At 67.2% G+C, this 25,951-nt stretch carries 25 protein-coding genes and 2 riboswitches; of the genes, 14 read left to right on the forward strand and 11 right to left on the reverse strand.

Annotated features, from left to right (window positions below):
* Both fmt and def read right to left on the reverse strand, forming a co-directional pair.
* Positions 1-924 carry a methionyl-tRNA formyltransferase gene (fmt, locus tag D0Y85_RS18235; protein ID WP_117311509.1) on the reverse strand — a complete coding sequence of 308 codons (924 nt, stop codon included), beginning with the start codon at positions 922-924 and terminating at the stop codon, positions 1-3.
* A gap of 121 nt (positions 925-1,045) precedes the next feature.
* Positions 1,046-1,558: a peptide deformylase gene (gene def, locus D0Y85_RS18240; protein WP_025879059.1), complete on the reverse strand. Its 513-nt coding sequence runs from the start codon at positions 1,556-1,558 to the stop codon at positions 1,046-1,048.
* A 128-nt stretch (positions 1,559-1,686) separates the two neighbouring features.
* Between def and D0Y85_RS18245 the strand changes: the two genes are divergently transcribed.
* The 9 genes from D0Y85_RS18245 to D0Y85_RS18285 all read left to right on the forward strand — a co-directional run bounded on the left by D0Y85_RS18245 (position 1,687) and on the right by D0Y85_RS18285 (position 11,898).
* The gene (locus D0Y85_RS18245) at positions 1,687-2,814 is read left to right on the forward strand and encodes a LysM peptidoglycan-binding domain-containing protein (RefSeq protein WP_117311510.1); all 1,128 of its coding nucleotides are present in this window, start codon (positions 1,687-1,689) and stop codon (positions 2,812-2,814) included.
* A 132-nt stretch (positions 2,815-2,946) separates the two neighbouring features.
* Positions 2,947-4,074: a DNA-processing protein DprA gene (dprA, locus tag D0Y85_RS18250; RefSeq protein ID WP_117311511.1), complete on the forward strand. Its 1,128-nt coding sequence runs from the start codon at positions 2,947-2,949 to the stop codon at positions 4,072-4,074.
* A 43-nt stretch (positions 4,075-4,117) separates the two neighbouring features.
* Positions 4,118-4,591, forward strand: coding sequence for a DUF494 family protein (locus D0Y85_RS18255; RefSeq protein WP_025879062.1), 474 nt, complete (start codon positions 4,118-4,120; stop codon positions 4,589-4,591).
* Positions 4,592-4,631: 40 nt separating this feature from the next.
* Positions 4,632-5,363 (forward strand): GYF domain-containing protein, encoded by a 732-nt coding sequence (locus D0Y85_RS18260; RefSeq protein WP_117311512.1) that lies wholly within the window; start codon positions 4,632-4,634, stop codon positions 5,361-5,363.
* A 48-nt stretch (positions 5,364-5,411) separates the two neighbouring features.
* Complete coding sequence (locus tag D0Y85_RS18265; protein WP_117311513.1) at positions 5,412-6,341, forward strand: RDD family protein; 930 nt, start codon at positions 5,412-5,414, stop codon at positions 6,339-6,341.
* A 222-nt stretch (positions 6,342-6,563) separates the two neighbouring features.
* The gene (locus D0Y85_RS18270) at positions 6,564-9,047 is read left to right on the forward strand and encodes a DNA topoisomerase I (RefSeq protein ID WP_117311514.1); all 2,484 of its coding nucleotides are present in this window, start codon (positions 6,564-6,566) and stop codon (positions 9,045-9,047) included.
* A 121-nt stretch (positions 9,048-9,168) separates the two neighbouring features.
* Entirely contained in the window at positions 9,169-9,729 is a 561-nt protein-coding gene (locus D0Y85_RS18275) for a Sua5/YciO/YrdC/YwlC family protein (RefSeq protein ID WP_117311515.1), read from the forward strand.
* A 43-nt stretch (positions 9,730-9,772) separates the two neighbouring features.
* Positions 9,773-10,480, forward strand: coding sequence for a DUF4124 domain-containing protein (locus D0Y85_RS18280; RefSeq protein ID WP_117311516.1), 708 nt, complete (start codon positions 9,773-9,775; stop codon positions 10,478-10,480).
* Between the two features lie 701 nt (positions 10,481-11,181).
* A complete protein-coding gene (locus D0Y85_RS18285; protein WP_117311517.1) occupies positions 11,182-11,898 on the forward strand; it encodes a hypothetical protein in 717 nt (238 codons plus the stop codon).
* Between the two features lie 48 nt (positions 11,899-11,946).
* Here the strand turns inward: D0Y85_RS18285 and D0Y85_RS18290 are convergent, their stop codons facing one another.
* Positions 11,947-12,723 (reverse strand): SDR family oxidoreductase, encoded by a 777-nt coding sequence (locus tag D0Y85_RS18290; protein ID WP_025879399.1) that lies wholly within the window; start codon positions 12,721-12,723, stop codon positions 11,947-11,949.
* Between the two features lie 111 nt (positions 12,724-12,834).
* Here D0Y85_RS18290 and D0Y85_RS18295 point away from each other — a divergent pair, with 111 nt between their 5' ends.
* The gene (locus D0Y85_RS18295; RefSeq protein WP_117311518.1) at positions 12,835-13,038 is read left to right on the forward strand and encodes a hypothetical protein; all 204 of its coding nucleotides are present in this window, start codon (positions 12,835-12,837) and stop codon (positions 13,036-13,038) included.
* Positions 13,039-13,205: 167 nt separating this feature from the next.
* Here the strand turns inward: D0Y85_RS18295 and sppA are convergent, their stop codons facing one another.
* From sppA to D0Y85_RS18315, 4 genes are all read right to left on the reverse strand, one after another.
* Complete coding sequence (sppA, locus tag D0Y85_RS18300; RefSeq protein WP_117311519.1) at positions 13,206-15,128, reverse strand: signal peptide peptidase SppA; 1,923 nt, start codon at positions 15,126-15,128, stop codon at positions 13,206-13,208.
* Positions 15,129-15,242: 114 nt separating this feature from the next.
* Positions 15,243-16,607 (reverse strand): MATE family efflux transporter, encoded by a 1,365-nt coding sequence (locus D0Y85_RS18305; RefSeq protein WP_117311520.1) that lies wholly within the window; start codon positions 16,605-16,607, stop codon positions 15,243-15,245.
* A 181-nt stretch (positions 16,608-16,788) separates the two neighbouring features.
* Positions 16,789-17,364: a DUF3106 domain-containing protein gene (locus D0Y85_RS18310; RefSeq protein ID WP_117311521.1), complete on the reverse strand. Its 576-nt coding sequence runs from the start codon at positions 17,362-17,364 to the stop codon at positions 16,789-16,791.
* Positions 17,357-18,358, reverse strand: a complete 1,002-nt coding sequence (locus D0Y85_RS18315) for a hypothetical protein (protein WP_117311522.1) — start codon at positions 18,356-18,358, stop codon at positions 17,357-17,359. The genes D0Y85_RS18310 and D0Y85_RS18315 overlap by 8 nt, the downstream gene beginning before the upstream one ends.
* 414 nt (positions 18,359-18,772) lie before the next feature.
* On the opposite strand from D0Y85_RS18315, the gene D0Y85_RS18320 reads away from it, so the two are divergent.
* The gene (locus D0Y85_RS18320) at positions 18,773-20,962 is read left to right on the forward strand and encodes a primosomal protein N' (RefSeq protein ID WP_162887704.1); all 2,190 of its coding nucleotides are present in this window, start codon (positions 18,773-18,775) and stop codon (positions 20,960-20,962) included.
* A 68-nt stretch (positions 20,963-21,030) separates the two neighbouring features.
* On the opposite strand, the gene D0Y85_RS18325 is transcribed toward D0Y85_RS18320, so the two are convergent.
* Positions 21,031-21,651, reverse strand: coding sequence for a glutathione S-transferase family protein (locus D0Y85_RS18325; RefSeq protein WP_025879392.1), 621 nt, complete (start codon positions 21,649-21,651; stop codon positions 21,031-21,033).
* Positions 21,652-21,729: 78 nt separating this feature from the next.
* Here D0Y85_RS18325 and D0Y85_RS18330 point away from each other — a divergent pair, with 78 nt between their 5' ends.
* Positions 21,730-21,921, forward strand: a complete 192-nt coding sequence (locus D0Y85_RS18330) for a hypothetical protein (RefSeq protein WP_117311524.1) — start codon at positions 21,730-21,732, stop codon at positions 21,919-21,921.
* 57 nt (positions 21,922-21,978) lie between these two features.
* On the opposite strand, the gene D0Y85_RS18335 is transcribed toward D0Y85_RS18330, so the two are convergent.
* Positions 21,979-22,773 carry an NYN domain-containing protein gene (locus tag D0Y85_RS18335; protein WP_117311525.1) on the reverse strand — a complete coding sequence of 265 codons (795 nt, stop codon included), beginning with the start codon at positions 22,771-22,773 and terminating at the stop codon, positions 21,979-21,981.
* 121 nt (positions 22,774-22,894) lie between these two features.
* Here D0Y85_RS18335 and D0Y85_RS18340 point away from each other — a divergent pair, with 121 nt between their 5' ends.
* The gene (locus D0Y85_RS18340) at positions 22,895-24,175 is read left to right on the forward strand and encodes an NAD(P)/FAD-dependent oxidoreductase (RefSeq protein WP_117311526.1); all 1,281 of its coding nucleotides are present in this window, start codon (positions 22,895-22,897) and stop codon (positions 24,173-24,175) included.
* 66 nt (positions 24,176-24,241) lie between these two features.
* Here D0Y85_RS18340 and D0Y85_RS18345 read toward each other — a convergent pair whose 3' ends face one another.
* Together D0Y85_RS18345 and D0Y85_RS18350 are read right to left on the reverse strand one after the other, a co-directional pair.
* Entirely contained in the window at positions 24,242-24,667 is a 426-nt protein-coding gene (locus tag D0Y85_RS18345) for a nuclear transport factor 2 family protein (protein ID WP_117311527.1), read from the reverse strand.
* A 72-nt stretch (positions 24,668-24,739) separates the two neighbouring features.
* The gene (locus D0Y85_RS18350) at positions 24,740-24,997 is read right to left on the reverse strand and encodes a GIY-YIG nuclease family protein (RefSeq protein WP_032952084.1); all 258 of its coding nucleotides are present in this window, start codon (positions 24,995-24,997) and stop codon (positions 24,740-24,742) included.
* A gap of 40 nt (positions 24,998-25,037) precedes the next feature.
* Positions 25,038-25,127, forward strand: a riboswitch (glycine riboswitch).
* 13 nt (positions 25,128-25,140) lie between these two features.
* Positions 25,141-25,244, forward strand: a riboswitch (glycine riboswitch).
* 84 nt (positions 25,245-25,328) lie between these two features.
* Here D0Y85_RS18350 and D0Y85_RS18355 point away from each other — a divergent pair.
* A complete protein-coding gene (locus tag D0Y85_RS18355; protein ID WP_032952083.1) occupies positions 25,329-25,946 on the forward strand; it encodes a trimeric intracellular cation channel family protein in 618 nt (205 codons plus the stop codon).
* Positions 25,947-25,951 lie beyond the last annotated feature (5 nt).

Genomic DNA, 25,951 nt, shown 5'->3' on the forward strand with positions numbered 1-25,951 from the left:
TCAAACCCCCACGCGCAGATCACGGCGCGCATTGAGGTAGTCGGCAGCGGTGATTGCCTTGCCGCCTTCGCGCTGCAGCACGCGCAGGCGCAACGCGCCCTGCCCGCAGGCGATGTCGATGCCCTCGCGGCCCGCGGCCAGCACCGTGCCCGGCGCCTGGCCATGCGTCACATCCAGCGCCACCGCGCCGTGGATGCGCACGCGCTCACCGGCCAGCAGTGCCTCGGCAATCGGCCACGGGTTGAACGCACGCACCGTGCGCGCCAGCGCTCCTGCGTCCTGCGCCCAGTCAAGTTTTGCCTCGGCCTTGTCCAGCTTGTGCGCGTATGTCACGCCCTGCTCCGGCTGCGGCCGTGCGATCGGCTTGATGCCGGCGCGCAGCAGGCCCAGCCCATCGGACAGCACCTGCGCGCCGAGCTCGGCCAGCTTGTCGTGCAGCTGGCCGCCGGTATCGGTGGCGGCGATCGGCAGCTCCTGGTGCAGCAGCACCGGGCCCGTATCCAGGCCGGCTTCCATCTGCATCAGGCAGATGCCGGTCTTGCTGTCACCGGCCTGGATGGCGCGCTGGATCGGTGCGGCGCCACGCCAGCGCGGCAGCAGCGAACCATGCACGTTCCAGCAACCGTGGGTCGGAATGGTCAGCACCGCCTTGGGCAGGATCAGGCCATAGGCCACCACCACCATCAGGTCCGGCTGCAGGTCACGCAGCTGCTGCTGGGCCGCTTCGTCCTTCAGCGTTTCCGGCTGGTACACGGGGATGCCACGGGCGACCGCTTCCAGCTTGACCGGCGAAGGTGCCAGACCACGGCCGCGACCGGCGGGGCGATCGGGCTGGGTATAGACAGCCACCACCTCGTGATGACGCGCGGCCGCGCGCAGCGACGACACCGCGAATTCCGGCGTACCGGCAAAGACAATCCTCATGGCAACCCCACTTGCAGGATGAAATCGTGCAGGAAAAAAAACGGCGCCGTCGGCCGGCGCCATGCAGCCCGCGCGTCACGCGCAGGCGCGGGCCACCCCGAAGGGCGGCCCGGAGCAGCGATCACGCCACGTGCTTGCGCTGCTTGGCCAGCTTCTTGCGGACCATCTCGCGCTTGAGCGGCGACAGGTAATCAATGAACAGCTTGCCGTCCAGATGGTCCATCTCGTGCTGCACGCAGACCGCCAGCAGGCCGTCGGTGGTCAACTCCTGCGGCTGCCCCTGGCGGTCGAGGAACTTGACGGTGATGGTGTCGGCACGGGTCACGTCGGCGAAGATGCCAGGCACCGACAGGCAGCCTTCCTGGTACACCTGGCCCCCGTCCTTGGCGACGATTTCCGGGTTGATGAAGACGCGCGGCTCGTTCTTTTCTTCGCTCACGTCGATGACCATGAAGCGCTGGTGCACATCCACCTGGCTGGCAGCCAGGCCGATGCCCGGAGCGTCGTACATGGTCTCGAACATGTTGTCGAGCAGCTCCTGGAACGCCGGCGTGGTCACTTCGGCGGCATCGATCAACGCAGCCTTGGTACGCAGGCGCGGATCGGGGAACTCAAGGATGGGGAGTAAAGCCATGGCAGTTTCCGGGGTTGGGGCCGGGGTACGCCGGCATACGTCGCAGATTCTAGCTCCAACGCTTGCCTTGCGCCCCGGTTTCTGGACTATAGTGCGCGAACCTGTTGGGGAATCAGGGCTTCACACCTATGTTGCTTCGTTTTCGTACGGTCGTCGCCGCGGCGATGCTGACCGTGGCTGCCTATGCTACCGCCGTGGAAGTGAATGGCGGGCACCCGGACACCTATGTGGTCCGCAAAGGGGACACCCTGTGGGACATCGCAGGACGATTCCTGCAGAAACCATGGCTGTGGCCGGAGATCTGGCAGGCCAATCCACAGGTCGCCAATCCGCACCTGATCTATCCCGGTGACGTCCTCAGCCTGGCCTACCTGGACCGGGTGACGGCCCAGCCCGGCCCGCGCCAGGAAGCCCCGGTGACCGGCGTGCCGCTGGCCCAGGTCGAGCCGTTCCTGAAGCAGCTCAGCGTGGTCGACAGCATCGAACAGCTGCCCTATGTGGTCGGCCTGGAAGACAACCGCCTGCGCGCCACCGGTGGGCAGACCGCCTATGTGCGCCTGGCCGACGCCCAGGCCGGGCAGCGCTGGGCCGTGGTCCGCCCGACCGTGCGCTACGCCCAGCCCAAGCCCACCGAGGACCTGACCGCCAACGGCGATGTCACCCCCGGCAGCGGCAACCTCTGGAAGGCCTTCAGCGCGCCCAACCACCGCCGCGGCATTCTGGGTTACGAGCTGGCACAGGTCGGCACCGGCACCATCACCAAGGTGGCTGGCGGCAGGACCGAAGCGTCGACCCTGGCCCTGGACAACGCCAGCGGCGGCCGTGAAGTGCGTGCCGGCGACCGTCTGGTACCGGTGGAAGCCACGCCATACGACCTGCAGTTCTTCCCGCATGTGCCCGCCGCCGGCGTGGAAGGCGTGGATGTGCGTGTACTGGCGGTCACCGACATGTTCAGCACCGGCGGCCCGCGCGATGTGATCGCGATTTCGGCTGGCCGCGCCCAGGGCGTGGACAACGGCACCGTGTTCTCGCTGTGGCGCCATGGCAGCCACGTGGCGCACCGGATGAAGTTCCCGGGGTCCTCGCGCATGGACGACTCGGTCAGCACGGGCGCCGGCCGGGTCAGCCTGCCGGATGAGTACGCCGCGCATGCCATGGTCTTCCGCACCTTCGACAACGTCAGCTATGCGTTGGTGATGCAGGGCGTGAAGCCGGTGCGTGTGGGCTACAGCGCGCTGCATCCGGACGCGAAGTGAGCCAGCGCCGGGCCCCGCCCGGCCCCGGCAGGGAGTGCCGACCGCATCGGCCGGCAACCTCCGGGATACCCTGACAGCAATACGCGAAGGCGCCCTAGGGCGCCTTTGTCGTGTGGGGCCGATAGTCTGGGGATGACTGAGCATGGACATGAGGCGCTGCTGCGCCTGTTGATCGCCGGTGGTTCCCTGGCCCCCAGGCGCACCCTGCTGCAGAGCACCGGCAATGCGGATGCAGCGTTGGCGCTGGGCGTTGCCGGCTGGCGGGCCCACGGCTGCACGCCGGAACAATGCGCTGCACTGGAGCGTCCCGATACCCGCGCCCTAGCGCTTGCGCAGCGCTGGCTGCAGCAGCCTGATCATCATCTGCTGGCCTGCAACGATGCGGCTTTCCCGCCCCTCCTGCTAGATGCACCCAACCCGCCCCTGGCGCTGTTCGTTGCCGGGGATCCAGCCATCGCCTGGCGTCCTGCGGTGGCCCTGGTCGGCAGCCGTTCACCCACCCCCGCCGGCCGTGCCCTGGCCGCCCGGTTTGCCACCTGCTTCGTCGAGGCCGGGCTGGCAGTGACCAGTGGATTGGCGGCAGGCATCGATGCGGCCGCCCACCAGGCGGCGCTGGAGGCAGGCGGCTGCACACTCGCGGTGATAGGCACCGGCCCGGACCGCGCCTATCCCACCAGCCATACCCGCCTGCAGGCAACAATCGCCACCGACGGCGCGGTGCTCAGCGAATACCTGCCAGGCACGCCCGCACGGCCCGGCCACTTTCCCGCGCGCAACCGGCTGGTGGCCGGGCTGGCCCTGGCCACGGTGGTGGTCGAGGCCGCACAACGCTCGGGTGCCCTGATCACCGCCCGGCTGGCAGCCGAAGCCGGCCGCGAGGTCTGCGCGATACCCGGTTCGGTGCTCAATCCGCGCGCCGCCGGCTGCCACCGGCTCATCCGTGAAGGGGTTGCCCTGGTCGAACGCCCCGAAGAAGTGCTGGAACTGCTGGCTCCGGCACTGCGTCACCAGCTTCCGGGCTTGCAAATCCGGCTTGCCACCCCCACTGAACAGGCAGCGCCGGCGGACCTGCCGGCATGCTGGGCGAACGACGCTGACTACCAGCGCTTGTGGCGGGCGCTGCAGCACGACCCAATCAGTATGGATTCACTGATCACGCAGTGTGGATTGACGGCGTCGGAGGTGTCCTCCATGCTGCTGGCCATGGAACTTGCGGGAATCGTGGTGTGCGTACACGGCCGCTACTGTCGACGTCCCTAGTTTCTTCACCTCCACAGCGTCGCGCGACGCAGGCCGAGGGGCAATGAAAGAGAGCATCCTGGATGTACTGTTGTACCTGTTTGAACACTATTTCAGCGAAGACGCGGACCTGATCCGTGACCGCGACTCACTGCAGAATGGCCTGATCCAGGCCGGTTTCAGCCCCACTGAGATCAACAAGGCATTCGAATGGCTCGATGCCCTTGCAGCGCAGCGCCCAAGCGCGGCCCAGGCCCGGGTCGATGGCCCGGTGCGCATCTATCACGGCCCCGAGCTGGACAAGCTTGACGTGGAGTGCCGTGGTTTCCTGCTGTACCTGGAACAGCACGGCATCCTCGATGCCGGCCAGCGCGAGCTGGTGCTGGACCGGGCGATGGCCCTGGACCAGGACGAACTGGACCTGGACGACCTGAAATGGGTGGTGCTGATGGTGCTGTTCAACCAGCCCGGCGCCGAAGCGGCGTACGCCTGGATGGAAACGCAGATGTTCGTGGACGAGCCAGAACCCCTGCACTGACCGTACACTTGGGGGCCGTGCGCATTCAGGAGCGTCCCCCGTGAGTGAGTGGTTCCATGCCCAAGGCAACCGCCAGCAAGGCCCGTTGCCCTCGGAACAGTTGATCGAGCTGTTCCGCAGCAACCAGATCACCCTGGACACCCTGGTATGGCGCGACGGCTTGCCGCAATGGCAGCCGTTGCGCAACGTGGTCGACGAACTGGGCCTGATCGTGCCCGCTATTGATGCAGCTGCCACTGCGCCACCGCCGCCTGCCGCCCCTCTGCCGCCAACCCTTCCGCCCGCCTCTCCGTACGCGACCACGCCGATGGACGCTGCGCCGGTCGCGAAGAAGGGCCTGTCCGGCTGCGCGTTGACCGCCATCATCGGCGGCGTTGCATTGCTGGTGGTGGTGCCGATCCTGGCCATCCTGGCCGCGATCGCCCTGCCGGCCTACAACGACTACACCATCAAGGCCAAGGTCGCCGGCGCGATCAGCGTGCTGCAGCCGGTAAAGGACAAGGTCCAGCACTTCGCCGATGACCAGGGCCGCTGCCCGGGCGCCAACGACGCCGGCTTCCCGGCAGCGGACCAATTCGCAGGCCAGGGCCTGTCGGCCGTGCATATCGGCCGCTTCAACAATGGCCACTGCGGCATCGAAGCGACGCTGGCGGTTCCCGGCAAGAGCCAGGATGGCGACCTGCTCTGGCTCGAATACGACCGCGACAGCGGGCGCTGGGAATGCAGCGGCGAAAGCGACGACAAGTATCTGCCCACGCAATGCCGCGGCTGAGCCGCGCATCGGGCAACCCACCAAGGACGACCCAACAGGGGACATGCAATGACTGAGTGGTACTACGCCGAAGGACAGCAACGCCAGGGACCGCTGGAGGTCACCGAGATCCGCCAGCGCTTCCAGCGTGGCCAGTTGAACCTGGACACCCTGGTCTGGCGCGAAGGCATGGGGCAGTGGGCGCCGCTGCGGCAGATGGTGGAAGCGCTGGGCCTGCAGACCCTGGCCGATGCCAGCACGTCCACCGCCACCGGTGGCTTCGACCTGCGCAACGACTACGCCGCGATCGACAACGGCACCGCGCCCCTGCCGGGCACCGGCGCCCTCAGCAGCTCGCCGTACGCCGCGCCCGGCGCGGGCGGCAGTGACCATTCGCGACCGGTACAGGGCGGCGAAGTGGTCTACGCCGGCTTCTGGAAGCGCTTTGCCGCCTACCTCATCGACTACTTTGTCCTGCTGATTCCCAGCGGCGTGGTCGGTGGCGTACTGGGCTTCGTGCTCGGCGCAGGCATGGGCGCTGCCGGCAGCGGCGAAACAGCGGTGGAAGTGGTCACCCAGCTGATCAGTGGCCTGGCCGGCCTGTTCATCGCCGCCGCCTACTACGGCTGGTTCCATGCCTCCCGTGGCGGCGCCACCCTCGGCAAGATGGCCATCGGCATCAAGGTCGTGCGCGGCAATGGCGATCGCCTGACCCTGGGCCGCAGCATCGGCCGCTATTTCGCCACCATCCTCAGTGGCCTGACACTGTGCATCGGCTACCTGATGGCCGCCTTCACCGAGCGCAAGCAGGGACTGCATGACCTGATCTGCGACACCGTGGTGGTCGACCGCTGGGCCTATACCGACCAGCCGCAGCTGCAGCGCCGCGAGATGGGCACGGTGACCATCGTGATCCTGGTGCTGGGCGGCCTGCTGATGCTGGCCGGTTTCGCCGCGATCATCTTCGCCGTCGGCGTCATCGCCAGCATGGCGTCGTGATCGCGGATCAAGGGCCAATGCGCCGTCGCGGACGGCCATCCTCACGCCCCCCTGCTTGACAATGGCAGGCCGGGCGTGATTCCTCTAATAAGGTGAAACCTGAACGCCCGGCACAGTCCCGGGCGTTCAGTTTATTGATTTGCCCGTGGCCGCTTCACTAATGCGGCCGTTTGCTCCACCCTAGCGGCCCTTCCCCGCGGCTTACCCACAGACCCTGCTGCCATGCCCAAGCACCTGCTCATCGTTGAATCGCCGGCCAAAGCCAAGACGATCAACAAATACCTCGGCAAGGACTACACGGTCCTGGCCTCGTATGGGCACGTGCGTGACCTGATCCCGAAGGAAGGCGCGGTTGACCCGGACAACGGGTTCGCCATGCATTACGACGTGATCGAGAAGAACGAAAAGCATGTCGATGCGATCGCCAAGGCCGCAAAGGGCGCCGACGACATCCTGCTGGCGACCGACCCGGATCGCGAGGGTGAAGCGATCAGCTGGCATATCGCCGAGATCCTGAAGGAGCGCGGGCTGGTCAAGGACAAGCCGATGCAGCGCGTGGTGTTCACCGAGATCACCCCGCGCGCGATCAAGGAAGCGATCAGCCAGCCGCGCGAGATCGCCAGCGACCTGGTCGATGCCCAGCAGGCGCGCCGCGCGCTGGACTACCTGGTCGGTTTCAACCTGTCGCCGGTGTTGTGGCGCAAGGTCCAGCGCGGCCTGTCGGCGGGCCGCGTGCAGAGCCCGGCGCTGCGCATGATCGTCGAGCGCGAGGAAGAGATCGAAGCCTTCATCGCCCGCGAATACTGGTCGATCGCCGCCGAGTGCGCGCATCCCTCGCAGCACTTCAACGCCAAGCTGGTCAAGCTGGACGGGCAGAAGTTCGAGCAGTTCACCGTCACCGACGGCGACACCGCCGAGGCCGCCCGCCTGCGCATCCAGCAGGCTGCACAGGGCGCCCTGCATGTCACCGACGTGGCCAGCAAGGAGCGCAAGCGCCGCCCCGCACCGCCGTTCACCACCTCCACGCTGCAGCAGGAAGCCTCGCGCAAGCTCGGTTTCACCACGCGCAAGACCATGCAGGTCGCGCAGAAGCTGTACGAAGGCGTGGACATCGGCGGCGACGAAGGCACGGTCGGCCTGATCTCGTACATGCGTACCGACTCGGTGAACCTGTCGCAGGACGCGCTGGCCGAAATCCGCGACGTGATTGCCCGTGATTACGGCATCGCCTCGCTGCCCGACCAGCCCAACACCTACCAGACCAAGTCCAAGAACGCCCAGGAAGCGCATGAAGCGGTGCGCCCGACCTCGGCACTGCGCACCCCGGCCCAAGTTGCGCGGTTCCTGACCGACGACGAGCGCAAGCTGTACGAGCTGATCTGGAAGCGCGCAGTGGCCTGCCAGATGATCCCGGCAACGCTCAACACCGTCAGCGTGGACCTGTCGGCCGGCAGCGAACATGTGTTCCGCGCCAGCGGCACCACGGTGGTGGTGCCCGGCTTCCTGGCCGTGTACGAGGAAGGCAAGGACAGCAAGAGCGCCGAGGATGACGACGAAGGCCGCAAGCTGCCGGCGATGAAGCCGGGCGACCGCGTGCCGCTGGAGCGTATCGTGGCCGACCAGCACTTCACCCAGCCTCCGCCGCGCTTCACTGAAGCGGCGCTGGTGAAGGCGCTGGAAGAGTACGGCATCGGTCGTCCTTCGACCTACGCCTCGATCATCCAGACCCTGCTGTTCCGCAAGTACGTGGAAATGGAAGGCCGCAGCTTCCGCCCGTCCGATGTCGGCCGTGCGGTGTCCAAGTTCCTGTCCAGCCACTTCACCCAGTACGTCGACTACGACTTCACCGCCAAGCTGGAGGACGAGCTCGATGCCGTCTCGCGTGGCGAGGAAGAGTGGATTCCGCTGATGTCGCGCTTCTGGGGACCGTTCAAGGAACTGGTCGAAGACAAGAAGGAATCGGTCGACCGTGCCGAGGCCAGTGGTGCGCGCGAACTGGGTACCGACCCGAAGACCGGCAAGCCGGTCAGCGTGCGCCTGGGCCGGTTCGGGCCGTACGCGGCCATCGGCAGCACCGCCGAGGATGCCGAGGACAAGCCCAAGTTCGCCTCGCTGCGGCCGGGCCAGTCGATGCACACCATTTCCCTGGAAGACGCGCTGGAGCTGTTCCTGATGCCGCGCGCGCTGGGTGAGGACAAGGGCGAGGACGTCAGCGTCGGCATCGGCCGCTTCGGCCCGTTCGCCAAGCGCGGCAGCACCTACGCCTCGCTGAAGAAGGAAGACGACCCGTACACCATCGACCTGGCCCGCGCCGTGTTCCTGATCGAAGAGAAGGAAGAAATCGCGCGCAACCGGATCATCAAGGAGTTCGACGGCAGCGACATCCAGGTGCTGAACGGTCGTTTCGGCCCGTACATCAGCGACGGCAAGATGAACGGCAAGATCCCCAAGGATCGTGAACCGGCATCGCTGACCCTGGCCGAGGTGCAGCAGTTGATGGAAGAAACCGGCAAGCCGGTGCGCAAGGGCTTCGGCGCCAAGAAGGCCGCCGCCAAGAAGGCACCGGCAAAGAAGGCGGCAGTGAAGAAGGAAGCCGCGCCGAAGAAGGCTGCTGCCAAGAAGGCGCCGGCCAAGAAGGCGGCTGCGAAGAAGGCCGTGGCCAAGAAGGCACCGGCAAAGAAGGCCGTCAAGAAGGCGGCCAAGTAGATCCACGCCATGCGTGGATGATCTGCCAAGGTGAGCGGACCCACGGTCCGCCCCCACCGCTCCACCCGCTCTGCACGCAGCGGGGGGATAATAAAGGCCCACGCCGGGCCCGGTCGCCGCCATGAAAGAACTCACACTGGACACCGCAGTCGCCACGCTCCGCAGTGGCGGGGTGATTGCCTACCCGACCGAAGCGGTCTGGGGCCTGGGTTGCGACCCTGCGCACGAGGCAGCGGTGCACACGCTGCTGCGGCTGAAGCAGCGCCCGATCGAGAAAGGCATGATCCTGGTGGCCGCTGACCTGTCGCAGCTGCAGGGTTGGGTGCGCCTGCACGCGCTGCCCGATGCACGCCAGCGCGCAGTGCTCGCCAGCTGGCCCGGCGCCAACACCTGGATCCTGCCCGCCGGCACGCGCGCGCCGGGCTGGATCACCGGCGAACACAGCGGCATCGCGGTACGCATCAGCGCCCACCCGCTGGTCGCAGCGCTGTGCCAGGCCTGGGGTGGCCCCCTGGTCTCCACCAGCGCCAACCTTGCCGGCGAGCCCCCTGCGCGCAGCCGCGAAGAGCTGGACCCGCGCCTGCTGCGCCTGCTCGACGGCATCCTTGATGGGCAGACCGGCGGCCTGGCCCAACCCACGCCGATCCGCGACGCGCTCAGTGGCAACGTACTGCGCTCCTGACAGGTCGATTGCGTTGGCGTTGCCGAGCGCGCACGCTGCGCCCATGACCCTGCTGCGCCCTGTCCTGTCTCTGGCCCTGCTGTTGTCGTTGCCGGCCCTTGCCGCCGACGACGTGCGGGTCTACCGCTGCGTCGGCAGCAATGGTGCCGTCGCGCTGCAGGACAAGCCCTGCACGGCCGGCCGCCAGCAAGTGCGTGACCTGCAACGGCCGCGCGACCCGCCGCCACGGGTGGTCAGCACCGACACCGCGCCGCCCGCACCGGTGCAGACGCCAGCGATGCGCGAGCGCGAGGTGCGCCATGTCTACATCCAGCCGCCACAGCCGATGTACGAATGCGTGAGTGAAGACGGCGACCGTTACACCAGCGACAACAACGAAGGGAATCCACGCTGGGTGCCGCTGTGGACCACGGTCTGGTACCCGCATGGTCATCCTGGCGGTGCGCACCCCGGACCGCATCCGGGGCCGCGTCCGGCCGGCAGCGGCAACACCATCGGTCCCCCCATCGGCGGCGGGCCTGCGGTGTATCGCCCGCCGTCAGTGGGCGTCGGTGTCAACGTGCCTGCCGGCAACATCCTGGTGCGCGATACCTGCCACGCCCTGCCCCCGCAGGAAGTGTGCGCACGCCTGCGTGATCGTCGCTGGGAACTGGACCGGCGTTACAACAGCGCGCTGCAGAGCGAGCGCACCGCGATCAGCAAGGAGCAGCGTGGCATCGACGCGCGGCTGGCGCAGGACTGCGGCGGCTGAGCCCTGCGCTTGGGGGCGGTACCCTCTCTTTGGTAGATGCCCACCTTGGTGGGCACTGGCAAACAGCGGTGCCAACCAAGGTTGGCAACTACCGGGCATCTGAGCCCTGCGCTGGGGCTGTACCCCGCTTTGGTAGATGCCCACCTTGGTGGGCGCTGGCAAACAGCGGTGCCAACCAAGGTTGGCAAATACCACGACAGGAGCATTGCGTGTGCCAACCAAGGTTGGCAACTACCGGGCATCTGAGCCCTGCGCTGGGGGCTGTACCCCGCTTTGGTAGATGCCCACCTTGGTGGGCGCTGGCAAACAGCGGTGCCAACCAAGGTTGGCAACTACCACGACAGGAGCATTGCGTGTGCCAACCAAGGTTGGCAACTACCGGGGCATCTGAGCCCTGCGCTGGGGGCTGTGCCCCGCTTTGGTAGATGCCCACCTTGGTGGGCGCTGGCAAACAGCGGTGCCAACCAAGGTTGGCAACTACCACGACAGGAGCATTGCGTGTGCCAACCAAGGTTGGCAACTACCGGGGCATCTGAGCCCTGCGCTGGGGGCTGTGCCCCGCTTGGGTAGATGCCCACCTTGGTGGGCGCTGGCAAACAGCGGTGCCAACCAAGGTGGACAACAACCACGGCATGGGTACTGCGGGTGCCAACCAAGGTTGGCAACTACCCGGGCATGTGCCACCGCTGTAGGCTGCTCGCATGAGAAGACTGATCTGGCTGGCGGTGGCCCTGTTGCCCGGCAATGCCTTGGCCGACGACATGGTGATCTACCGCTGCATGGGCAGCAGCGATGTTCCCACGCTGCAGCGCACCCCCTGCCCCGCCGGCACCCGCCAGCAGATCCAGCGCGTCCCTGCACCAGCCGCCGCAGTACCCGCTGCGCCGGTGCAGGACCGCCCCCTTCCGCCGCCTGCAGCGCTGCCTTCCGTGGACCCCGCCGCCGCGCCTGCCGCGACGCAGCCACGTGAGGGCCGAACGATCATGGAAGCACGCATGGTCGAGCACGAAGGCGGCGACGCCATCCTCGACAGCGCGGTGCTGCTACGTTCGAGCGACGTCACGTCGGGGAATGGCACCACACCGTCAAAGCCACCGCTGCCGGCGATCTATCAATGCCTAGGCAGCGAGGGAAGCTCGTACCTGCATGAGTACGAGGCTGCACCAGGCCGCTGCGAACTGTTGAACGTGCAGGGCCTGGGTGGGGCGACACCGGTGAATGCCGCCAGCTGCGAGGTGGTCCGGGACCGCTGCACCGAAGTGGCCGAAGCCCAGCGCTGCGGCAGCTGGCAGCAGCGCTTCCGCGATGCACGCGGTCGCGAGCGCTTTGCTGCGCCCGAAAACCAACCGGCAGCGCGCGGCGAACGCGAACGCCTGCAGGCCGTGCTGGAAGCCAGCGACTGCCCTGTACCGAAGTAGAGCATCCACGCCCGCCGTGGATGCCTCCATCCGCAGCGGGTGGTCCCGTCAGAACCCGTAACGCAGGAAGCCGCCATCCACCGCGATGCATTCGCCGGTGACATAGCTCGATGCCGGCAGGCACAGGAAACCCACGGCCGAGGCCACTTCCTCCGGCTCACCGATGCGCCGCATCGGCGTGCGTCCGATCACCTCCTCGTAGTAGTCGGTATCGGACAGCGGGCCGGACGTGCGACGGGTCCGGATGTACCACGGCGCTACTGCATTGACCCGGATGCCGTCCTCGGCCCACTCCACCGCGAGGTTGCGGGTCATCTGGTGCATCGCCGCCTTGGTCATGCCATAGACCACGCCGCTGCGCACATGGGTCAGGCCGGACACGCTGCCGACGTTGACGATGGCCGATGAAGCGTGGCGCGCGAGCAACGGATGCGCATAGCGCGACAGCTCGAACGCCGAGAACAGATTGGTCTCGAAAATGCCGCGCCACTCGTCTTCGGAATATTCCGTGGCGGGCTTGGTGATGTTGCCACCGGCATTGTTGACCAGGATGTGCAGGCCGTCGGCGTGGTCCTCGACCCAGTCCAGGATCTGCCGGCGGTCTTCGTCGTCGGACACATCAGCCGCCAATGCGTGCACCTGGTGCTGCGGATACACATCCAGCAGTTCGTCGCGGGCACTCTCGAGCATGTCCAGGTCGCGGCCGACGATCATCAGGTCGGCGCCGAGACCCGCCAGTTCATGCGCGATCGCCAGGCCGATACCGGCGCTGGCACCGGTGATCAGGGCCGTCTGCCCATCCAGGCGCCACCGTTGCTGGGTCATATGTCCTCCGGGGCCGCGCCCACTGTGTTTCGATGCGGCAAGGATACGCGCTCACGACCGTCCGCCGCCCGGGATGCGACACTGGCTGCACGTCCCTCGTGGAGAGCTGCCATGCGCGTCCTGATTCCCGTCCTGCTGTCGGCCGTCGCGCTGGCCGGGTGCCAGCGCCCTGCACCGCCCAATCCCGAACGACCACCGCAACCGCAGGCGGTGGCCAAGGCGATCAATCAACCGCTGGACCGCGCAAAGGCCGTGCAGAAGACCCTGGACGAGACGGCCGAACGCGGGCGCAAGGCAGAGGCCGACGCGCAGTAGATGCCCGCATATGACAACGCCCGGCCAAGGCCGGGCGTCGTGCGTTCAGCTGGTCCACGCCATGCGTGAACATCCCCAGTAGATCCACGCCATGCGTGAACATCCCCAGTAGATCCACGCCATGCGTGGACATCCCCGGTAGTTCCACGCCATGCGTGGATGGGCCATCAGAACCCGCAGAAGCAATACGCCAGCGACTTCACCGGTGCTCCGTTGCCCTTCTCGCGAGCCGCATTTTCAACAAAGCGCAGCTGCGTATCGATTTCCGGCATCGTCCGCGCCAGCATCATCCGGCCCACGCCGGAATCGGCCAGCATCCAGGCGCCGGCGCGGCTGCCAGCGAAGCCGCTGACGAACTGCGCGAACGGCGTGGCCGCCTTCTCGATGTAGCGCACACGGTACTTGTCGGTCGCGCCCAGCTTGGCCCGGCCAGCGGCGTCAGCCACGGCGTCCTTCAGGCCACCGAAGGCATCGACCAGACCGCGCTCCTTGGCCTGCGCACCGCTCCAGACACGCCCACGGGCCACTTCGTCAATCGCCTCGACCGGCTTCTTGCGGGCCTCGGCGACACGGCCGGTGAAATCGGCATAGCCCTTGTTGATCACCGACTGGATGACCTGGCCCACCGCCGGGTCCATCGGCCGGGTGACATCGAAGGCACCGGCGAAACGGGTGGTGCCGACGCCGTCGGTGTGCACGCCGAACTTGTCCAGCGCACGGCTGAAGTTGGGGATCATGCCGAAGATGCCGATCGAACCGGTGATGGTCGACGGGTCGGCATAGATGCGATCGGCGTTCATGCTGATCCAGTAGCCGCCGGACGCAGCGAGGTCGCCCATGGACACCACCACCGGCTTGCCCGCAGCCTGCAGGGCCACCACTTCGCGACGGATCTGCTCGGAGGCGTAGACCTCGCCACCCGGCGAGTCCACGCGCAGCACCACAGCCTTGACGTCGTCATCGTCGCGCGCCGCACGCAGCAGCGCCGAAGTCGATTCACCGCCGATACGGCCGGCCGGCAGATCGCCGCCGCTGATTTCACCGGAGGCCACCACCACGGCGACCTGCGGACGCGAATCAACCGGGTTGCGACGCGCATCGAGCTGGGCCATATAGGTGCCAAAATCGATGTTGCGGAAGCCGCCGTCAGCGTCTTCGTCAGCCACGCCGCGCTCGATCATCAGATCCTCGAATTCCTCGCGGGTCTTCAGCGCGGTCACCAGCTTCTGCTGCAGGGCGAACTTGGCCAGGTCACCGCCGGCGGCAGCGACGCCTTCAGGCAGGGTGTCGATACCGGCCGCCAGCTGTGCCGGATCCAGGCGGCGGGCCTTGGCGATATCGCCGAGGTAGCGCTGCCACACATCGTTCATCCAGAACAGATCGGCTTCCTTGGACGCCGGCGACGCCGCGTCGAGCACGTACGGCTCGGCCGCCGACTTGTACTCGCCCACCTTGAACAGGTGCACGTCCACGCCCAGCTTGTCCTGCAGGCCGGTGCGGAAATACTGGCGGTAGCGACCCAGGCCTTCCAGCACCACCGAACCCATGGGGTCCAGGTAGACCTCGTCGGCCTGTGCGGCGAGCAGATACTGCGACTGCCCCATGCTCTCGCTGAAGGCCACCAGCTGCTTGCCCGAAGCGCGCAGGTCCTGCAGCGCGGCGGACACTTCGCGCAGCGAGGCGAAACCGGACGGCTGCAGCTTGTCCAGTTCCAGCACCACCCGCTCGATCTTCTTGTCATCGCGCGCGCTCTCGATCACCCGGATCAGATCGCGCAGCTGCACTTCCTCGGCACCGTTGTCACCGACGGCCTTGGCCAGCGCGCGGCTGACCGGATCGGCACTGTACTGCTCGACCAGGCGGCCTTCCGGCGCGATCACCAGAGTGGTGCGGTCCTGCAGCGCCTTGCTGGCACCTGCGCCCATGCCCGCAGCGACGATGAACATCACCAGCACCAGCAGCAACAGGCCGAAGAACACCAGGTTGAGGATCAACCGGCGGGTGAAATTCATCACGTCCCACAGCCCGATGAAGAAGCTGGCGACAGGATTGCGGTTCGCCGGGGGCAGCGGCGGCACGGGTTGGTTCATGGAGCACTCCGGATGGCTTCTTGCCGTGGTAACAGCATAGCCGGTGCCGCGTGAGGCAGCATCGGACACAAGTCAGGGGATCGCCAGTCACGGTTGCCCGGGACCGGCGTGATGTCAGGCCAGCGTGGACTGGCCAATGCGTTTGCTGCTGCGGCCCAGGCGCCAGCCCATCAGGATGGCGGCGGCGGTCAGGCCGACGATCAGGCCGATCCACATGCCCTGCGGCCCCATGCCCAGCCCAAGGCCCAGGCCGGCGCCCAGCGGCATGCCCAGGCCCCAGTAGGCGAACATGGCGATGAACATCGGCACGCGGGTGTCCTTCAGGCCGCGCAGCGCGCCGGCCGACAGCACCTGGATGCCATCGGGGAACTGGAAGGTGGCCGCGTACAGCAGCAGGGTCGAGGCCAGCCCGGCCACGGCCAGGTCGTTGGTGTAGACGCCGACGATGGCGTCGTGGCCGAACAGCAGTGCCGCCGCCGACAGCGTCTGCGTACCCATGATGATCGCGTAGCCGGCCCACGCCGCACGACGCACGCCGAAGCCATCGCCACGGCCAACCGCATGGCCGACCCGCACGGTGGTCGCCTCGGCCACGCCCATCGGGATCATGAAGCACAGCTGCGCCACGTTGATCGCGATCTGGTGCGCGGCTGCTTCATTGGCACCCAGGCGACCGATCAGCAATGCGGTGACGATGAACAGGCCACCTTCCATCAGCACGGTGATGCCGATCGGCAGGCCGGTGCGCAGCAGGTCCCAGATCGCTTTCCAGCGCGGACCCTCGAAGTGCGAGAACAGCTGCAGGTGGGCAAAGCGCTTGGTGAACCACAGGTAGGTACCGAAGGCGATCGCCTGCAGCCACATCATCACCGCCGAGGCGATGCCCAGGCCTTCAGCGCCCATTTCCGGGAAGCCCAGCTTGCCGTTGGCCAGCACGTACCCCATCGGCGCGAGCACCAGCAGGCCACCAAAACCGAGCAGCATGGTCGGCAGCGTCCAATGCATGCCTTCACTGAGATAGCGCATGCAGAAGTACAGCGTCAGCGCCGGGCCACCCCAGCGCACCGCATGCAGGAAGGCCGTTGCACCGGGCACGATGTCCGGGGCGATGCCGAAGGCCGGCAGCAGCGGCGGCACCACGGTGAGGAAGGTGAACATGATCAGGCCCAGGCCCAGCGCCAGCCACAGCGCCTGCCGGAACAGCGGGCCGATCTCGCGCTCACGGCCGGCGCCATGCAGCTGCGACACCGAGGCGGTGAGGGAGATCAGCGTGCCGATCGGGATCAGCATCGGCAGCCACAGCAGCGCAGTGCCGATGGTCACTGCGGCCAGGGTGGAGGTCGCATGGTGGCCGGCAATCACGTTGTCGACGAAGGAGATCAGACCGGTGGAGACGTGCCCGAGCACAAGCGGCAGGGCAAGCAGACCGGTAGCGCCGACTTCCTTGCTGAAGCGCGGCGTGGAGGTTGCAGTAGACATAAGGTGCTTGACGCGAACTACGGTTGCGCGCGAAGGGCACAGGCACCGGGTTGCGGCCGGCCATCTTACGCGCGCCGGGCGGTCATTCCCATGACTGCCCCATAAAGGGGACGGAGGGAATTAAGTCGTATCCGGCACAGTCGAGCCAAAAACGACTTAATTCCCTCCGTCCCCTTTTCGCTTATTGGCCGGCCTGGTGCCTGAGCCAGGTGTCGCGTTCGGCGGCGGGGACCGTCAGGAATGCGCTGCGTACGCTGTCGCGTTCCTGCGGCGGCGTGCGCTGGGCGACCAGGGCCAGCTGCGCCAACTGCGACGGACTCAGCTGGCGCAGCACAGCAAGCACGGCGTCGCGCTGTTGCGGCGGTACGAAGCCGAACAGGCCGTGCAGCTTGGGGAACTCGGCGCCCAGTTGCGGGCCCAGCCGCCAGCCTTCGCGGAAGGCCTGGTCCTGTGCCTGGAACTGCGCGCGCAGGCGTTGCTGCTGGTCGGCCGGCAACGCGGCGAAGCGGGCGGCGGCCTGGCGGATGCGTTCGCGCTCACCCTCCGGCAGGGCCCGCCATGCGGCGTAGTCGCTGCGGCGCTGGCGTTGCTGGGCGGGATCGAGTTGCGCGAATGCCGCCGCGGCAGTGGGCGCCGCAGTGGGCGCGGCCGATGGTGTTGCCGACGGTGCGGGCAGCGGCACGTTCACTGATTGCGGAGCGGCCGCCAGCGACAGCGGCAGGGCCAGCAGCAGGCCGGCGAAGAGGAGCTTATTCATCGGCAGCAGAGGTTTCCAGCGCTGCGCCGACCGGTTCCGGACGGGTCGGCTTGGGTTGTGACTCGTCCACCGGCAACGGGCCACCGGCGGCACTCCAGGCATGCATGTCGGCCTCGGCCAGCAGCGGGTAATCGCGGTCGGCCAGCATCGCGGCATCTTCGCTGGCCTGCGCATCGCCGCCCGCAGCGGGGCGGACATCGCTGGCTGGCAACTCCTCGACGGTGACTGGCCCGGCCTCGCCGACCACGCCTTCGGGCAGGGGGCCATCGGCAGTCAGCGCACGGCCCTGCCAATGGCGCCAGCCCAACGCAGCCAGCAGCAGCACTGCCACGGTGATCAACAGGATCAGCGGGCCACGCCAGCGCGGCTTGGCATTGGGGCGGCGACGCTTGCCGCTTGCAGATGCGCGTTCGTCGCGCGGCGGTGCGCGCCAGCTGGACGCAGGCGCCTGGTTGTTGGCCGCTGGCGCGGACGGTTGCTGCAGCTGCTGCAGGCGCTTGGCCGGCAGGTCGCGGACACGCAGCTGCACCTGTTCGGCCAGAGCGCGCCATGCAGCGGCGTCGGGCTGGCCATCGGCATCGCGTGGGCAGGCCGCGGCCAACAGGCGCTGATAGCCTTCTTCGTCGACATCCAGAACGCGGGTGGCGATGCCCTCGTCCAGGCTGCCCCCCACCCGCAGCAGCAAGGCCAGCCGCGGCAAGGGTGCCATCTCGCCCAGCGCTGCCAATGACGGTGGCCACTGACCGGTGGCCGGCTCGCGCAGCGCCTGGCGCTGGCCCAGCAGGGTCCAGAAGCGGCTGGGCCACTGCGCCATCGGCAGGTCGCTGGCGACCGCGGCGAAGGCGCGCATCACCGCCACCAGCGTCTGTTCGGCACGGGCGGGGTCACCGCACTGCAGCTCGGCCACGACCAGGGCACGGCGTTCGACGCCACGCAGAAATGCCGACAGCGCGCCGGCCGCGGTCGAGGAAACAGGGGCGGGCACAGCCGTCATCGGTCACTCCAAAGGTCTGCCGGCATGATAGCGGCAGCCCATCGCTGCCCGGCAGGACTTGCGATTGCAGACGCTTTCTGCTGCAGGTTGTGCACAGCACCACGCGGGAACCGGGCGATTCCTGCGTGAATGGCTGAATTCACCCTGTTTCAGCAATGTTTCACACTTAAGTTGTTGATTTAAATTGAATTTAAAGTGTGGCTATTTTTTGACCAACCAAAGCGTGAGGCCGTCGCCATCGGCCTCATGCGGCGCCACGAGCCGCTAACGCACAGACTTATCCACAGAAGATGTGGATAAGACTGAATCTCCAATAGACACCGATATTTAGGTGACATTTATGATTCGCCGGAGGGCAGGCCAGTCGCATCTGCCACTGCCATGCGCCCTTGCACGGGCCGTTACACTGACCCGATGCTCGCCCCTGAATCCGGCCCTGTCCCGACCCTGCAGGTCGCCCTGCCCGTGCCCTTGCCGCGCCTGTTCGACTACCTGCCACCGCAGGGCGAAGGCCCGACGGTAGAGGTCGGCTGCCGGCTGAAGGTGCCGTTCGGCAACCGCGAACTGATCGGCGTGGTGGCAGGCCACGGGCAAACCGAGGACAGCCAGGGCCTGCGCCAGGCACTGGCCTGGTGTGACACCACACCGCTGCTGCAGGGCGAGTTGTGGCAGAGCCTGCAGTGGCTGGCCCGCTACACCCACGCCCCCTTGGGCGAAGTACTGAGCACCGCCCTGCCCGGCCCGCTGCGGCATGGCGAACCGCTGCCCGACACCCATCACTGGGGCTGGCAGCTGACAACCGAAGGCCATGCCCAGCGCGAGAAGCTGCGCGCCGGCAGCCGACCGCGGCAATTGGCCGAGCTGCTGGCCGAAGCGGTGGTGGACGAAGATGTCCTGTCCGCGCGCATGCAGGATTGGCGGGTGGCCGCACGCAGCCTGGGCAAGCGCGGCCTGGCCGAACGCATCGCCCTGAGCGTGGCGCCGCAGCACGCCCAGCCCCTGCCCGGCCCCACCCTCAATGCGGAGCAGGCCGAAGCGGTGGCCGCAATCACCGCCGCCGAGAGCTTCCAGGCATTCCTGCTGGACGGGGTGACCGGCAGCGGCAAGACCGAGGTCTACCTGCAGGCCATCATCCATTGCCTGGCGCAGGGCAGGCAGGCGCTGGTGCTGGTGCCCGAGATCGGCCTGACCCCGCAGACCCTGGCGCGCTTCCGCGGCCGTCTCGGCATCGCCGTGCATGCCTTGCACTCGGGGCTGACCGACAACGAACGCGCGCGGGTCTGGGCTGCGGCCTCGCGCGGCGAAGCACGGGTGATCGTCGGCACGCGCTCGGCGGTGTTCATCCCGCTGCCGCAACCTGGCCTGCTGATCGTGGACGAAGAGCATGACGGCAGCTACAAGCAGCAGGACGGCATCCGCTACCACGCACGTGATTTCGCTCTGGTGCGGGCCAAGGCGCAGGGCATTCCGGTGCTGCTGGGCAGCGCCACGCCGTCATTGGAAACGCTGCACAACGCCTATGCCGGCCGCTATGCGCACCTGCGCCTGAAACAGCGCGCCGGTGATGCCCGACCGCCGCGCGTGCGCATCCTCGACGTCCGCAAGCGTCCGCTGCGCGATGGCCTTTCCGCCGACGTGCTGGCCGGCATCGGCGAACACCTGCAGCGTGGCCAGCAGGTGCTGGTGTTCAAGAACCGCCGCGGCTATGCGCCGGTGCTGCTGTGCCACGACTGCGGCTGGACCGCACCCTGCAGCCGCTGCGATGCACCGATGACCGTGCATGGCGGTGGCCGTCGCCTGCAATGCCATCACTGCGGTGCGCGGCAGCCGGCACCACTGGCCTGCCCGGCCTGCGGCAGCCTGGCCCTGCAGCCACAGGGCATCGGCACCGAGCGGCTGGAAGAACATCTGGTCAGTGCCTTCGCCGATTTTCCGGTGGTGCGCATCGATCGTGGCACCACCGCCCGTCGTGATGCGCTGGAGCAGCAGCTGGCCAAGCTCGGCGACGCGCCCGGCATCCTGGTCGGCACGCAGATCCTGGCCAAGGGCCACGACCTGCCCAAGCTGACGCTGGTGGTGGTGGTGGGCATCGACGAAGGGCTGTTCTCGGCCGATTTCCGCGCCAGCGAAAAACTGGCGCAGCAGCTGATCCAGGTAGCCGGCCGCGCCGGTCGCGCGCGCGATCCGGGTGAAGTGTGGCTGCAGACCCATCATCCAGGCCATCCGCTGCTGGAGACGCTGGTCAACGGTGGCTACCACCCGTTCGCGCAGGCCGAACTCAACCAGCGCCAGGCAGCCGGGTTCCCGCCCTTCGCGCACTTGGCATTGATGCGTGCCGAAGCACAGCAGGTCGAGCATGCCAACGCCTTCCTGCTCGCTGCGCGGAAACTGCTGGGTGAACAGGACATGGTGGAGGCCTACGGGCCGATGCCGGCGCCGATGCCACGCCGTGCCGGTTATCAGCGCACGCAGCTGCTGCTGTCGGCGGCACAGCGGCCGCCGCTGCATGGGGTACTGGCACAGCTGGTGCCGCAGTTGTACGCGCTGCCGGAGGCACGCAAGGTGCGCTGGTCGCTGGATGTGGATCCGACGGATCTGTATTGAGGGCAATGCGCCGGGGTCGGATCCCTTTCCGCAGAAAAGGGCTCTGACCCCGAACGTCGCCCCTTCGCTTACGTCATCGGTGACATCACGCCGCGCTGGTACGCCGGGCGTTCGCGCAGGCGTGCATACCACTCGGCCAGGTGCGGCAGGTCCGGGCGCTGGATCGGCAGTTCGAACCAGGCGTAGATCAACGAGCCCAGCGCGATGTCACCCATGGCGAACGTGTCGCCCGACAGCCACGGCTGCTTGGCCAGGGTTGCGTTGGGCAGCGCCAGGAAATCACCGGCGCGCACGATCGCCGCATTGATGCGTGCCTCATCGCGGTCGGCCGGTGCGGTGCGCATGATGCCCCAGATCAGTTCGGAGTACAGCGGCGCCATCCGCGAGGTGCTCCAGTCCATCCACTTTTCGGCCTGGGCGCGCTCCATCGGATCTTCGGCATACAGCGTGCCCAGCGAATAGCGCGCACTGAGGTAGCGCACGATGGTGTTCGACTCCCACAGCGGCAGGCCGTGGTCTTCGATCACCGGCACCAGGCCGTTCGGGTTCATCGCCACGTACTCCGGCGACTGCGTGCCACCGTGGCTGCCACCCACTTCAATGGACTCGTACGGCAGGCCGATTTCCTCGGCGCACCACAGCACCTTGCGGACGTTGCTGGAATTGCGGCGGCCCCAGATCTTCAACATGCGGGTTTCCTTGCGTGCAGCAGTGCGCCGCGATGGCGCGGAGCCGCTACGATACGCCCATCCACAGGGAGAGACGACATGACCGCATGGGACGTAGTGAACTACACGCTTCTGGCAGCAGGACTGGTGATGCTGGTGCTCGGGTACCGGCGCTCGAGCCGCAACATGCTGCTGTGCGCCGGCATACTGCTGCTGGCCTTCAATGGCGTTGAAGACTTCGCCAACGGATTTGCGGAAGGCTACGCCGGCTCCAGCGCACGTACGCTGTAGCCTCACCGTGTCTTCCGCAGTGCTGCGCCACCGGCACACGCCGGGCAACGCCCGGCGCTACCGGTTCTTCTTCGGCAGCGCGCGTACGTAGGAGGATTTACCGTCCTTCTTCAGCTCGAACAAACCGATCGCCGCCAGCAGGTCACTGAGTTTGCCGTAACCATAGTTGCGCGGGTCGAACGAGGCCTGGTTGCCGATCTGGCTGCCGACCGGACCCAGGTGCGACCAGCCATCCTCGCCTTCTGCCGAGGACACCGCACGGCGCAGCATCTTCACCAGACGCGTGTCGCTGCGCATTTCCGCCCCGCTCTTGCGTGGGCGCGCATCATCGCTGGTGGCCTGCTCACCGGGCGCCTGTCCGTTCGATGATTGTTCGTTCGCTGCCTGCTCCACATCCTGCACGCTGGCGTGGGTCTGGCCCAACGCTTCGAGGTAGGTGAACTTCGAGCATGCGTTGACGAAGGGTTCCGGCGTTTTCTTTTCGCCGAAGCCATACACCTTCACGCCATCGGTCAGCAGGCGCATCACCATCGGAGTGAAGTCGGCATCGCTGGACACGATCGCGAAACCATCGAGGTTTCGCGCGTACAGCAGATCCATCGCGTCGATCACCATCGCCATGTCCGACGCGTTCTTGCCCTTGCTGTAGGCGAACTGCTGGATCGGGCGGATCGCGTACTCGTGCAGCACCGCTTCCCAGCCCTTCAGTCGTGGGCTCTTCCAGTTGCCGTAGGCACGGCGGACGTTGGCCACACCGTAGCGAGCGACCTCGGCCAGGACTTCGTCGATCTTCGAGGCCGGTGCATTGTCGGCGTCGATCAACAGGGCGATGCGCTTTTCCGGTTCGCTCATGGACTCCTCACGGGCAGTTGCCTGAACCCGAGTATCGCCGATCCCGATGCACGCTGACGTGACAAGGAGCGGCCGTGCGAAGATGCCAGGCACTTCCCCCATGCCCCCCTGGAGTGAGTCGATGAGTCGTGATCGCGTCCCCCACCTGGTCGTTGTCGGCGGCGGTTTCGCCGGCCTGTGGGCCACCCGTGCGCTGGCCCGCGAACGCATACGCATCACCCTGGTCGACCGTCGCAACCACCACCTGTTCCAGCCGCTGCTTTACCAGGTGGCCACCGCTGGGCTGTCGGCTCCGGATATCGCCGCACCGCTGCGCCACATCCTCGGCCACCAGCGCAACGTGGAGGTGCGGCTGGGCGAAGTGGTGGCCATCGACAAGCAGGACCGCCAGGTACGCATGGCCGATGGCAGCACGCTGGACTACGACAGCCTGCTGCTGGCCACCGGCGCCACCCACGCCTATTTCGGCCACGACGAATGGGCCGACGATGCGCCAGGCCTGAAAACCCTGGACGATGCCATCGCCCTGCGCCGCAAACTGCTGCTGGCGTTCGAACGCGCCGAAGCCGAACCGGACCCGGAGAAGAAGGCGGCATGGCTGAGCTTTGCCGTGGTGGGAGGGGGCCCGACCGGGGTCGAGCTGGCCGGCACCCTCGCGGAAATCGCCCGGCATACGCTGCGCAATGAATTCCGCCACATCGATCCGGCCAGCGCCAAGGTACGGCTGGTCGAGGCCGGCCCGCGCGTGTTGTCCACCTTCCCCGAAGTGCTTTCGCTGAAGGCGCGGCGGCAGCTGGAAAAGCTGGGCGTGGAAGTGATGACCGGCACGCCGGTGAGCCACATCGATGGGCAGGGCTTCAAGCTGGGCGACCAGTTCGTGCCCGCGCGCACCGTGGTCTGGGCCGCAGGCGTGGCTGCCTCACCGCTGGCGCGCACGCTGGACGTGCCGCTGGACCGTGCCGGTCGCGTGCAGGTGCAGCCCGACCTGACCCTGCCTGGTCATCCGGAACTGTTCGTGGCCGGCGACCTTGCTGCGCTGAACCAGGCCAACGGCAAGCCGGTACCGGGCGTTGCGCCTGCCGCCAAGCAGATGGGCAAGTACGTGGCGGACGTGATTCGCGCGCGCCTGCATGGCAAGGCAGCACCCGGGCCGTTCAAGTACGCCGACTTCGGCAACCTGGCCACCATCGGCCGCATGGCCGCGATCGTGCACTTGGGCAAGCTGCAGCTGTCCGGCGTGCTGGCCTGGTGGTTCTGGCTGGCCGCGCACGTGTTCTTCCTGATCGGGTTCCGCAACCGCGTCGTGGTGCTGTTGAACTGGGCGGTGGCGTACTGGAGCTACCAGCGCAGCGCGCGGATCATCTTCGGCGATGACCGCGAAGACCGGCGACCGAAGCGGTAGATCCACGCCATGCGTGGATGAATCCCTGCGCAGACTGCATGGAGCGCGACCACGCGTGGCGTGGGTCTACTTCGGCTTCGGGTACCACAGCGCGTTGACGATGACCCAGCGCTGCTCGAAGCGGCCCATGTGGAAGTAGTCGACGAACCACGGGGTTTCCAGCCGCACCGATGCGGCGTTGCCGGTCACGTCCAGCACCGTGCAGCGGCGATCCCATTGATCTTTCGGGGTCTTCAACGCGCCCTGCTTCGTCAACGCAACCAGCTCTTCCTTCGACATCCGGCGCAGGCCCAGGCGCTCGTCCGGTGTATCACCGAGCACCGCGCGCTTGGCCAGATCCGGATGCAGGGAACGGGCGACGCGCAGCGGGTCGGCCTCCAGCTGGCCATCCACGTAGTCATGGCAGGTGGCTTCGATGGCTGCGATCGTGGCGGCGTCGGCGGCAGGGCTTGCTGCTGCGGAAAGTGCGAACAACAGGGCAACGGTGGACATCCGGGTCTCCAGCGCTGAGGGCTGGGCGATCATGGCATGGCCGGATGCGCCCCATCCACGCATGGCGTGGATCTACTGCAACAGCCACGCCAGTTTGCGTTCGCGCGGCTGCCGCTTGAGCTCCCATTCGGCACGCGAGGCCGCTGCCCGGTCCGGGTACTCACGCACCGCCAGGACCCGCAGTGGCGGCCGCGACCGGGTGTAGCGGGCCCCCTTGCCGGCCTGGTGGGCAGCAAAGCGGGCCTGTACGTCGGTGCTGATGCCGGCGTAATAGCTGCCGTCGCGGCATTCGAGCAGGTACAGGAACCACGGGCGGGAGGGCGAAACCATGGCCGGATTATGCCGTGCTGCACTGCAGCGGATATACTGGCGACCGAATGCAGGAGAGAGGCGCCGCGCTGGCGCCCGCCGAAGGCGCAGGCTCCCATGATCGCTCAGGCCGGTGGGCTGGAATCCCACCAACCATGCATTCGACTCGCCGAGCTGGAGAGAGGTCACCGGGCACGCCCGGGACGATCCGCCGAAGGGGCACGCGGCTCACGCCGCTGAACTCTCAGGCAAAAGGACAGCGGGAGCGGCACCGGTCATCGTCATCCCGTCATTGCGCAGGCAGTGGCGGTATATGCGCATGGCCGGCCCCACCGCGCCCGGAGCCTGTCCCATGCTGCTGTCCATCATCTACCTGATCGCCATTTCCGCCGAAGCCATGACCGGCGCCCTGTCTGCCGGCCGCCGCCGCATGGACCTGTTCGGCGTGGTCATGATCGCCTGTGTCACTGCCCTCGGCGGCGGCTCGCTGCGCGACATCCTGCTTGGCCACTATCCGCTGGGCTGGGTGAAACACCCTGAGTACCTCGGCTTCACTGTGTGCGCCGCACTGATCGCCACCTGGGTGGCGCGCTGGATGCACCACTTCCGCCGCACCTTCCTGGTGCTCGATGGCCTGGGCCTGATCGCCTTCACCCTGATCGGCTGCTCGATCGCGCGCGAGGCCGGCCATGCACTGCCGATCGTGCTGATCGCCGGCATGCTCACCGGCGCGTTCGGCGGCGTGCTGCGCGACATCCTCTGCAACGAGGTGCCGTTGATCTTCCAGAAAGAGCTGTACGCGATCATCTCGCTGCTGACCGGTGCGGTGTATCTGCTGTTGCTGCACTGGGGCGTGGCCGATGCCACGGCGATCCTGTGCTGCCTGGGCGGTGGTTTCGCCGTGCGTCTGCTGGCCATCCACTACCGCTGGGAAATGCCGAAGTTCGTGTACCACGACGAAGTGCATTGAGCACT

Source organism: Stenotrophomonas sp. G4, assembly GCF_003428825.1.
GTDB classification, from domain to species: Bacteria; Pseudomonadota; Gammaproteobacteria; order Xanthomonadales; family Xanthomonadaceae; genus Stenotrophomonas; species Stenotrophomonas indicatrix.

Coding starts and splice junctions, on each gene's coding strand:
- D0Y85_RS18325 (WP_025879392.1), bottom strand. CDS start 21,651: ATGTTGAAGATCTGGGGCCGCCGCAATTCCAGCAACGTCCGCAAGGTG.
- D0Y85_RS18270 (WP_117311514.1), top strand. CDS start 6,564: ATGCCCAAGCACCTGCTCATCGTTGAATCGCCGGCCAAAGCCAAGACG.
- D0Y85_RS18290 (WP_025879399.1), bottom strand. CDS start 12,723: ATGACCCAGCAACGGTGGCGCCTGGATGGGCAGACGGCCCTGATCACC.
- sppA (WP_117311519.1), bottom strand. CDS start 15,128: ATGAACCAACCCGTGCCGCCGCTGCCCCCGGCGAACCGCAATCCTGTC.
- D0Y85_RS18305 (WP_117311520.1), bottom strand. CDS start 16,607: ATGTCTACTGCAACCTCCACGCCGCGCTTCAGCAAGGAAGTCGGCGCT.
- D0Y85_RS18280 (WP_117311516.1), top strand. CDS start 9,773: ATGACCCTGCTGCGCCCTGTCCTGTCTCTGGCCCTGCTGTTGTCGTTG.
- D0Y85_RS18310 (WP_117311521.1), bottom strand. CDS start 17,364: ATGAATAAGCTCCTCTTCGCCGGCCTGCTGCTGGCCCTGCCGCTGTCG.
- D0Y85_RS18355 (WP_032952083.1), top strand. CDS start 25,329: ATGCTGCTGTCCATCATCTACCTGATCGCCATTTCCGCCGAAGCCATG.
- D0Y85_RS18335 (WP_117311525.1), bottom strand. CDS start 22,773: ATGAGCGAACCGGAAAAGCGCATCGCCCTGTTGATCGACGCCGACAAT.
- D0Y85_RS18315 (WP_117311522.1), bottom strand. CDS start 18,358: ATGACGGCTGTGCCCGCCCCTGTTTCCTCGACCGCGGCCGGCGCGCTG.
- D0Y85_RS18295 (WP_117311518.1), top strand. CDS start 12,835: ATGCGCGTCCTGATTCCCGTCCTGCTGTCGGCCGTCGCGCTGGCCGGG.
- D0Y85_RS18345 (WP_117311527.1), bottom strand. CDS start 24,667: ATGTCCACCGTTGCCCTGTTGTTCGCACTTTCCGCAGCAGCAAGCCCT.
- D0Y85_RS18265 (WP_117311513.1), top strand. CDS start 5,412: ATGACTGAGTGGTACTACGCCGAAGGACAGCAACGCCAGGGACCGCTG.
- D0Y85_RS18285 (WP_117311517.1), top strand. CDS start 11,182: ATGAGAAGACTGATCTGGCTGGCGGTGGCCCTGTTGCCCGGCAATGCC.
- D0Y85_RS18275 (WP_117311515.1), top strand. CDS start 9,169: ATGAAAGAACTCACACTGGACACCGCAGTCGCCACGCTCCGCAGTGGC.
- D0Y85_RS18330 (WP_117311524.1), top strand. CDS start 21,730: ATGACCGCATGGGACGTAGTGAACTACACGCTTCTGGCAGCAGGACTG.
- D0Y85_RS18245 (WP_117311510.1), top strand. CDS start 1,687: ATGTTGCTTCGTTTTCGTACGGTCGTCGCCGCGGCGATGCTGACCGTG.
- dprA (WP_117311511.1), top strand. CDS start 2,947: ATGACTGAGCATGGACATGAGGCGCTGCTGCGCCTGTTGATCGCCGGT.
- D0Y85_RS18255 (WP_025879062.1), top strand. CDS start 4,118: ATGAAAGAGAGCATCCTGGATGTACTGTTGTACCTGTTTGAACACTAT.
- D0Y85_RS18350 (WP_032952084.1), bottom strand. CDS start 24,997: ATGGTTTCGCCCTCCCGCCCGTGGTTCCTGTACCTGCTCGAATGCCGC.
- def (WP_025879059.1), bottom strand. CDS start 1,558: ATGGCTTTACTCCCCATCCTTGAGTTCCCCGATCCGCGCCTGCGTACC.
- D0Y85_RS18340 (WP_117311526.1), top strand. CDS start 22,895: ATGAGTCGTGATCGCGTCCCCCACCTGGTCGTTGTCGGCGGCGGTTTC.
- D0Y85_RS18320 (WP_162887704.1), top strand. CDS start 18,773: ATGCTCGCCCCTGAATCCGGCCCTGTCCCGACCCTGCAGGTCGCCCTG.
- fmt (WP_117311509.1), bottom strand. CDS start 924: ATGAGGATTGTCTTTGCCGGTACGCCGGAATTCGCGGTGTCGTCGCTG.